Annotated in this window: 3 protein-coding genes; all 3 read right to left on the minus strand. The window is 59.4% G+C overall.

Going from position 1 to position 2,921, the window contains the following annotated elements:
• The coding region (locus LD28_RS0120510; RefSeq protein WP_033138753.1) for a CvpA family protein at positions 1-386 on the minus strand (386 nt) is incomplete at its 3' end.
• A 187-nt stretch (positions 387-573) separates the two neighbouring features.
• Positions 574-1,869 (minus strand): serine--tRNA ligase, encoded by a 1,296-nt coding sequence (gene serS, locus LD28_RS0120515; RefSeq protein WP_033138751.1) that lies wholly within the window; start codon positions 1,867-1,869, stop codon positions 574-576.
• A 307-nt stretch (positions 1,870-2,176) separates the two neighbouring features.
• Positions 2,177-2,921 (minus strand): AAA family ATPase (locus LD28_RS0120520; RefSeq protein ID WP_033138752.1); only part of this gene is annotated, 745 nt, incomplete at its 5' end.

Consider the following 2,921-nt stretch of genomic DNA (forward strand, 5'->3'; position numbering starts at 1 on the left):
CTCTGGGAGAGGCTGGTGAAGGTATCCATGAAAAAAAGCAGGGCACTGACGACCAGCACCCCGCGAATTGCTCCGAAGCAGACCCCCAGCACCCGATCGGTACCGGAGAGACCCGTCTTGTCCACCAACAGGCCCACCACATAGTTGACCACGCTGCCGAGGATCAGGGTCGCCACAAACAGGGCTGCGATGGCCAGACCGTTGCGTACCAGGGCATCGGAGAATGAGGTGAAATAGACGGCGAGATCGGGATAGAAATGGCTGGCGATAAAGAAGGCGATAAACCAGGTGACAAGAGACATGGCCTCCTTGACGAAGCCGCGCACCAGGCTGATGAGAGCAGAAAAACCGACGATACCGATGATGGCGTAATCAATCCAGACCATAGAAAAAGATGTCCTGCGAAATTGCGGCGCAGTCTAACAAAAACGATTGCGCATTGCTTGATAAAAATGTGTTAACTGTTCAACGCGGCGCCGAACAACCGCATTTTTTCAGCACTAAAACGGTTGACCGGCGCCAGAATGCACAACGCCATGGCAATGCCATGGCGTTGTCGTCTGCAACGAGCGCTTACCCGATGTGGGTCAGGCCACCCATGTAGGATTGCAGCGCAGCCGGGATGGCGATGCGGCCATCTTCCTGCTGGTAGTTCTCCATCACGGCAACCAGAGTACGACCCACCGCCAGACCGGAACCGTTCAGGGTGTGCAGCAGCTGCGGCTTGCCGTCGATGCGCACGCGAGCCTGCATGCGGCGCGCCTGGAAGTCGGTACAGTTGGAGACAGAGGAGATCTCGCGGTAGGTGTTCTGGGCCGGCAGCCACACTTCCAGATCGTAGGTCTTGGAGGCGCAGAAGCCCATGTCACCGGTAGAGAGTGCCATCACGCGATACGGCAGCTCCAGCAGTTGCAGCACCTTCTCGGCGTGACCCACCATCTCTTCCAGCGCTTCCCAGGATTGCTCCGGGTGAACCAGCTGAACCATTTCAACCTTGTCGAACTGGTGCATACGGATGAGGCCACGGGTATCACGACCGTAGGAACCGGCTTCAGAGCGGAAGCAGGGGCTGTGGGCGGTCATCTTGATGGGCAGCTCTTGCGCATCAAAGATCTCGTCACGGGCCATGTTGGTGAGCGGCACTTCAGAGGTCGGGATCAGGGAGAACTTGCGCACCTTGCCCTCTTCTTCCCCTTCACCTTCGATACCGGTATTGAACAGGTCCTGGGCAAACTTCGGCAACTGACCGGTGCCATAGAGGCTGTCCGGGTTCACCAGATAGGGCACGTAGCACTCGGTGTAGCCGTGCTGCAGGGTGTGCAGGTCCAGCATGAACTGGGCCAGTGCACGGTGCAGACGGGCAATCTGCCCCTTCATCACCACGAAACGGGTACCGGAGAGCTTGACGCCGTTCTTGAAGTCAACGCCCTTGGCCGCTTCGCCCAGATCGATGTGATCGCGCACCGGGAAGCTGAACTGACGCGGGGTACCCCAGCGGCGCACTTCCACGTTGTCGTTCTCGTCACGACCCACCGGGGTGGTTTCGCTCGGCAGGTTGGGGATGGCGTCGGCAATGGCTTTCAGCTGGGCCAGCAGGGCATCCAGCTCGACCTTGCTGGTTTCCAGCTCGTCATTGATCTTGGTCACTTCGGCCTTGAGCGGGGCAACATCTTCACCACGACGGGCAGCTTCACCGATGGATTTGGAGCGGGCGTTGCGCTCGGCCTGCAGCTCCTGGGTACGGGACTGCAGATCCTTGCGTTTCTCTTCCAGAGCGTTGACCGCCGCTACGTCCAGAACGTAGCCACGTGTCGCCAGACGAGCGGCAGCCTCTTCGATATCGCTGCGCAGATATTTGGGATCCAGCATGGTTTACCTACTTTTTTTAAAATGGGATCTGGGCCTGAGTCATCATGACGGGCTGGGAAACAGATCCGGAAGTTAACATCGGTTGGCGCACCCCAATCGTCTTCAGAATCGGGCCTTAACAATCAGGCCTTCGAGATCAAGAAGATGGCGCAAGGCCAAGACAAGCGGGGTCAGACGGGCAGTGTAGCAGACCGCCCCCCCGCCCGAACAGGGACTATTTGTGTCGTTTTTACCGACTTTGGCACGCAAACCGTCCTGCATATTCAAACGCCTGACCAATTTTCAGCCATGCGGGGTGACAAAGGGGCTATTTGCCCCGTTGCTGCGGACTCTGCCTGTCCAGTTCATGGAGGTAATCGAGCTTCTGGCCGATCTGCTTTTCAAGGCCGCGATCGGTCGGCTGATAGTACTGCTTGCCGGCAAGCTCCGGCGGGAAATACTCCTCACCTGCGGCATAAGCGCCCGGTTCGTCGTGGGCATAGCGATACTCGGCGCCATAGCCCAGATCGCTCATCAGCTTGGTCGGCGCATTGCGCAGATGCACCGGCACCTCGAAGTCAGGGAGGTTTTTGGCATCATGAAGCGCCGCCTTCCAGGCGGTATAGACCGCATTGCTTTTCGGGGCACAGGCGAGATAGACGATCGCCTGGGCGATGGCGCGCTCCCCTTCCGCCGGACCGATCCGATGGAAACAATCCCAGGCCGACAGGGCGACCTGCATGGCACGGGGATCGGCATTGCCCACATCTTCCGAGGCAATCGCCAGCAAGCGGCGGGCAATATAGAGCGGATCGCAACCGGCACTCACCATGCGGGCATACCAGTAGAGCGCCGCATCCGGCGCCGAGCCGCGAATGGATTTGTGCACCGCCGAGATGAGGTCATAGAAGTGATCCCCCCCCTTGTCGAAGCGGGCCACATGCTCCCCCACCACGGCGGCGAGCAAGGCGCTGTCGATCACCCGCGCCCCTGCACCATCGGTTTCGGCCATGTCGGCCAGCAGCTCCAGATAGTTGAGGGATTTGCGCCCGTCCCCATCCACCGCCTTGGCC

This window comes from Aeromonas finlandensis (assembly GCF_000764645.1).
GTDB lineage: Bacteria > Pseudomonadota > Gammaproteobacteria > Enterobacterales > Aeromonadaceae > Aeromonas > Aeromonas finlandensis.